This window comes from Nostoc sp. 2RC, assembly GCF_014222165.1.
GTDB classification, from domain to species: Bacteria; Cyanobacteriota; Cyanobacteriia; order Cyanobacteriales; family Nostocaceae; genus Nostoc; species Nostoc linckia.
This window is the reverse complement of the sequence record NZ_JACKZU010000054.1, coordinates 22,715-28,714: the sequence shown is the minus strand read 5'-3', so window position 1 is coordinate 28,714 and position 6,000 is coordinate 22,715. Positions and strand designations below refer to the sequence as shown.

Here is a 6,000-nt window from a genome sequence, read left to right as displayed (position 1 = left end):
TCCACATCCCCATTTCCCCGCGTCCCCCCGTCTGCTTCAATCACCGACGTGAGTCCTGCTGAGATTTCTGATGCGATTTTCGCCATGTACTCAGCTATTTGAGCCAAAGTGCGTAGCTGTCCTATTTCCTCAGGATTTGGCTTGGGTAAATCCGGATATAGTTCCAGTAATGCTCCCAAAATTTCCACGCGTTTGATGGAATCAATGCCCAAATCAGCTTCAATATCCATCGTTAGTTCTAACATTTCCGTTGGGTAGCCTGTTTTATCACTAACGACGTTCAACAGAGTTTGACTTAGGGTATCTTGGTCAATGACTACTGGTGCTGTGGGTGTGAGATTTTCTTTTGGCTGGGTAATATCGAAAATTGCTGGTGCAGTCTGATTGTCTATTGATGGAGCAATATCTAGAACTGCTATTGTTTGATGGTTTGTGCCATTACCGTTAGTTAAAATTGGCTCAGATTTACTGGCAAATCCGTTGCTGTGTAAAACAACAGGTGCATCATTGAGAATTAGGTCGTCTTCTTTTGATAATGGAACCGTCGGATGATCTTGATAGTTGACTGGTGGTATTAAACTTTGTGGGATGGTATTGCTAGAAGATGGTAGTTGATAATGTTGCTGAAGTAATTGGAAAAAGTTATTAGTGTATTCCTGTTGATAGTTGAGATATTCCTCATGGATGCGGAGACTTTCACCTTGATGGTCGTGAAACCGCATGATGCTACGCTCGGAACTGGAGACTATTTGTTGCTGTGTTGTAATTGGTGAATCGTTAAATTTAGTATTTCGCCACAACTCATGTTGTTGTTCCATGAGTTGGAAAAAGGTTTTAGTATATTCTGTTTGATGCTTTAAAGATTGTTCGTGAATTTGTAAGATGTCATGTTGATGACGATTGAATTCTATTAAGGTGTACTCTAAGTTATCTATTGCTGTGAGGTAATTTAGAGGAAGTTCGGCACTAGTTTGTAAAGACTTGAAATCGAGTTTTTCTGATTGTCCGTTTTGGAGAGATTTCACTCCATTATTAACTGTTACTTTCTCTGTTGGTCGAGGGGGATTATATGTTACTGAATTATGGTTATTGCCATTAGTAACAGGGGATTGATGATTGGCTGTTAGTTTTTCGGTTGTGGGAGGAGATGTTGGTGAATGGGGTGTATTGCCGTTAGTAGTAAGTTTTACTTGATGCCCATTTTGCATAGCTTTTTCAAAGGACTGCTTGGTTTTTTCTGACACATAATTAGTGCTATTTAAGCGGATATTCAAAAGTTTATTGCTAGAAACTTCTGGAATTTTCTGCTCTAGTTGATGGGGGTCTAGGTTTTGTAAAGGTAATCCAGCAACGCGCAACTGAACAACAGCTTCTTTCAAAGAGCGATCGCTATCTTTGAGATGACTGGGATTTAAGGCTACGGCTAAATGAGGACGATGGCCGAGAATATCTTTGACTAAGTTGGTGAGGACGCTACGCGGCCCAAATTCGACAAAGCAGTAACCGCCTTCAGCATAAATATTTTCAATTTCCTCCTTGAATAATACTTGACTTTTCAAGTGTTCTTTGAGGACTTTTTGAATAACTTGTGCTTCATTGGGGTAACGTTTGCCGGTGACATTGGTGTAAACCGGAATTTGTGGTTCGTTAAAAGTAACTTTCTCAATTGCTTTGGCAAAGGGTTGCTGGGCATAAGCCACTAATGAAGTGTGAAAAGCTGCTGAAACTGGCAATAAAACTGTAGAGAATCCTTGAGTTTTTAGAGCTTGTTCCACATTGGCAATTTCAGCTTTTTTCCCAGCCAACACCATTTGATTTTGAGAATTTAAGTTAGCAATACTGATTTCGGGGAAACTCTGAATTAGTTCTGTAACTTGATTGACATCCCCTTTCACTGCTAACATAGCTCCGGCATCAAACTGGGGATCTGTTGGTGTGGCCATTGCTTGACCCCTGGCTTTCACCAGGAAAAAGTAATCCTCTCCACTCAAAACCCCCGCAGCCCATAAGGCTGTGAGTTCTCCAAAGCTATGTCCGGCCACAAAATCCGGCTTGAACCCTGCTTGTTGCAATATCTTGTACAAACCAGCGCTAAAAGCCCCAATTGCCGGCTGTGCGTATTCTGTTTGTTGCAACAGTTTCATCTGGGCAGTTTTGCGATCTAAATCGAACACTGGCGGCGGGAAAACAACTTCTGACACGGGTTGCAAATTATCTGCGCTCAAAAGTCCATCGATTTGAGTATAAGTCTCTGCCAAGGAGGGGAAATTAATGGTCAGTTCCCGACCCATTTCTAAATATTGCGAACCTTGTCCAGAAAATAGAGCAACTACTTTCCCTGCTGTAACTATGCCTGTTTTGCGGTAGTAAATACCTTGGGGATGTTCCCAAGATTCTACTTGCAGCTTGTTTTTCAGCAATTCAATACTTGTTTGTAATAAATTGCTCGCTTGGGTGAGAGAATCAGCAACAAATCCCAGTCTGGCATTTGTCAGTGGAATTTCTAAAGATTGAGATGCTGCAATCAATTGTGCGTAATGCTGCTCTTTTGTGTCAGATTGCAATTGGTCTTTGATGGCTTGACAGCGAGACAACAATTCTTCAGGCGTTGACGCAAATAACAACACAGATTGAGCGGGTTTGTGTAAACGATAAGGGCGATTTTGTTGGGTTTTGTATTCTTCTAAAATCACATGATAATTTGTGCCACCAAAGCCGAAAGAACTCACCCCTGCTCGTCTTGGCTGGTCATCGCTGGTAATCCAAGGTCTGGTTTCGGTATTTAAATAAAATGGGGAATTGTCAATATCCAATTTAGGATGGGGTTTGCTGACGTTAATTGTGGGTGGTAACACTTTGTGGTGCAAAGCCAAAGCTGTTTTAATCAGACTCGCCGCACCCGCAGCCGCTTTTGTATGACCAATTTGTGATTTGACAGTTCCCAAGGCAATATATTGTTTTTTGGGATTGTTTTCGCCAAAAACTTCTTTAATTGAGTTAAATTCTGCTGGATCTCCGGCCATAGTGCCAGTACCGTGTGCTTCAATCAAACCGACACTAGCCGGGGAAAATCCGGCATCTTCGTAAGCGCGACGTAAGGCTCTGACTTGTCCTTCTGTTCGCGGTGCATAGATGCTTTTATAACGTCCATCGCTGGAAGTACCGATGCCTTTGATCACTGCATAAATGCGATCGCCATCTCGTTCGGCATCTGCAAGGCGTTTGAGTACTAACATCCCCACGCCTTCACCCAACATCATACCATCGGATTCTGCATCGAAAGGTTTGACGTTTTGACCAGGGGAAACAGCAGGAGTTTTACTGAAACACATATAGGCCAAAATTGAGTTATCAGTGTCAACTCCCCCAGTCAGCATCATATCGGCGCGATGTTCCACTAGTTCGCTAATTGCCATTTTTAAAGCACCCAACGAACTCGCACAAGCCGCATCGACAACACAGTTAGTACCGCCAAAATCTAAACGGTTGGCAATTCTTCCAGCCACAACATTTGCAAGCATACCGGGGAAGGCGTTTTCCTCCCACTGCACATATGCACTTTTGATTTTTTCGATAATTTTTTGTGTATCCTCATCGGATAAACCACTGCTTTTGAGGGCTTTTTCCCACACTGGATACTGCATTCTGGCAGTTAGTGGTACACCCAACTGTCTACCTAGTGCTACACCTAAGATTACCCCAGTGGCTTGACGATCAAACTGTCGAGATTCCCCGTAACCAGCATCTTCCATCGCCGCTTTAGCAACAATCAAACCCAGCAATTGCGAAATATCTGTTACTTCTAAAATGTTGGGCGGTAGTCCAAATTCCATCGGATTGAAATTAACATCCGGGATAAATCCACCTCTTTTACAGTAGGTTTTATCAGATGCTCTGGGGTTAGGATCGTAATATTCTTCTATGTTCCAACGTGAAGCAGGAACATCAGTAATACAATCAACTTTATGAATGATTTTTTCCCAGTATTCCTGTAAATTTTGGGATTGGGGGAATATTGAAGCCATCCCAATAATGGCAATATCAACTTGTTGGCGTTGTGTACTGATTTTGCTATTTAATGGTGAATTTTCAACCATAGTTTTTTTTTCCTCTATGAGTTTGAGTACAGCTTGTTCACAATTGCTTACTTCCTCTTGCAACTGTGCCAAAACAGCTTCAATTCTAGAAGCAGCCATGACTTTATCTTCACTAATGGATTGATGAAATATAGAGGTATCAATAGATTTAAGTTCAAAATTCAGGAATAACCCGAAATAACTATTAATTTACTGATTATCAGTTTGCCTAGCATCTCTTGATAAAGCAATACTGGTATTTGGATAACTCCAAAAAATAAATTATTCCGGTTGTGGTCGTTGACTGTTGACTGTTGACTGTTGACTGCTGACTGCCAACCGTCAACCGTCAACACTCTTCCGTGGAATATTTTTTTAATTGGAAGTCCCTTGTGCAGCTCGCCGTTAGAATCGTTACTGTTGAGGGTCAATTGTCACAATTGAGTTGAGAATCGTTTAATCAAGGGTGTTATGATTTCTGAAATTCTCTAAAACTGATTCAGCTTGGCTATCAAAGTTCCATCGGTTTTGAATTCTGGATTTTAAATCTTTAGGATTGAATACCTCTAAAAACAAGGTAAGTTGAGATTTTACACTAATGACCGTTTTGATGGAAAATAACACAATATTTAACTACATTAGTTTACCTCAACGTTGCAACATGAATTTTTAATCAGATGTAGATTGGAATTCTCTGATTCAGAATTCGTATTAAATTGCAGGTTACAGGTAATCTTAGACTGATTATGTCTCCATTACAATTGATATGCAACTTGGATACAATTAGATACATATTGCTAGATGAAATATTTTTTGTTCGTAGGGTTTTTGGTAATTTGCAATTCACAAGATTGTCTGCTTGCTTGTAAATTTACGACTCCAATGTGTAAATTAATTAAAACGTAGCTAAATCTCTACAGAGTCCTCTTCTGAATTAGCATCATCGTCTCCTTTATTAGTTATTGCCTGATGCTGAGCAGATGCTAAGAGCTTTTGCTCAAGCCTACTAATACTAATTCCAAGCTCAGAAGCTGTTTTGCGTTTCCACTCTTCTAGCTCACAATCATGTTGATTGAGCCATTCACGCACCGCAACACGCGCCATCTCAGCTTTGCGAAGCGTCTGGCGAGCTGCATGAAACATCAGTCGCTGGTTATCAAAGCTTGGCAATGAGAGCATGAATCGCTGTAGTTTCATCTTATTCAGGGTCTTTCGGGGGCGATCGCTATCATTCACATAACTATTAAAACTCTTTTCAATTAGTATCTCATATCCCAAAAATCCCCGGACAAAATTGCATACAAATTGCATCTCTGGGGATTTAACAGTTAACAGTCAACTATTAACTGTTAACTATCAACACCCTCCACTGAAATCTTTCACAAGTCCAGTAGGCTTGGCATATAGCTTTTACATCTATCCAAAAGTTGATTTATTGCAAAGTTTTTTATGTCTTAATCAATCAGTTAATTTTTTCATTAATTCTTGTTGCTAAACAACAAAATTTACCAACCAGTGAAATTAGCCACTGGGAACTATATCTAAAGAATGAAAAAATTGACTTTATCACCAAACAATCACCAAATAATTACACATTTTCTAATGCTGAGTAACACCAATTACATAAAAACCTTAAACGCTTCTCAAAATTTGCAATTCTCTTACATAAATTTCTTCAACATCTTGTTATTAACTATTTTACAAAAGTGTTGCATATGGATTGCAATTGAGTATCAATCAGTTTATCGTATGTAATTAAATAGGTAATTTAAATACTGTTTGTTGTGGAAAATGGAGAGATAAAAGATAAGCTTCTCTGATTACTCAATTAATCGATAGATTCCTAAATAGACAGTATTATAATCTGATTAATACGATGAACCGTGTTGTATGAAGCGTTCTCCATAATTAAACTGTCATGAAA

Annotated in this window: 2 protein-coding genes; both read right to left on the bottom strand. The window is 39.7% G+C overall.

What is annotated here, in order from left to right:
• A partial coding sequence (locus GNE10_RS09065) for a type I polyketide synthase (RefSeq protein ID WP_185564731.1) occupies window positions 1-4,196 on the bottom strand: 4,196 nt, incomplete at its 3' end.
• A gap of 786 nt (window positions 4,197-4,982) precedes the next feature.
• The gene (locus GNE10_RS09060; protein WP_371411453.1) at window positions 4,983-5,387 is read right to left on the bottom strand and encodes a hypothetical protein; all 405 of its coding nucleotides are present in this window, start codon (window positions 5,385-5,387) and stop codon (window positions 4,983-4,985) included.
• Between the last annotated feature and the right edge of the window lie 613 nt (window positions 5,388-6,000).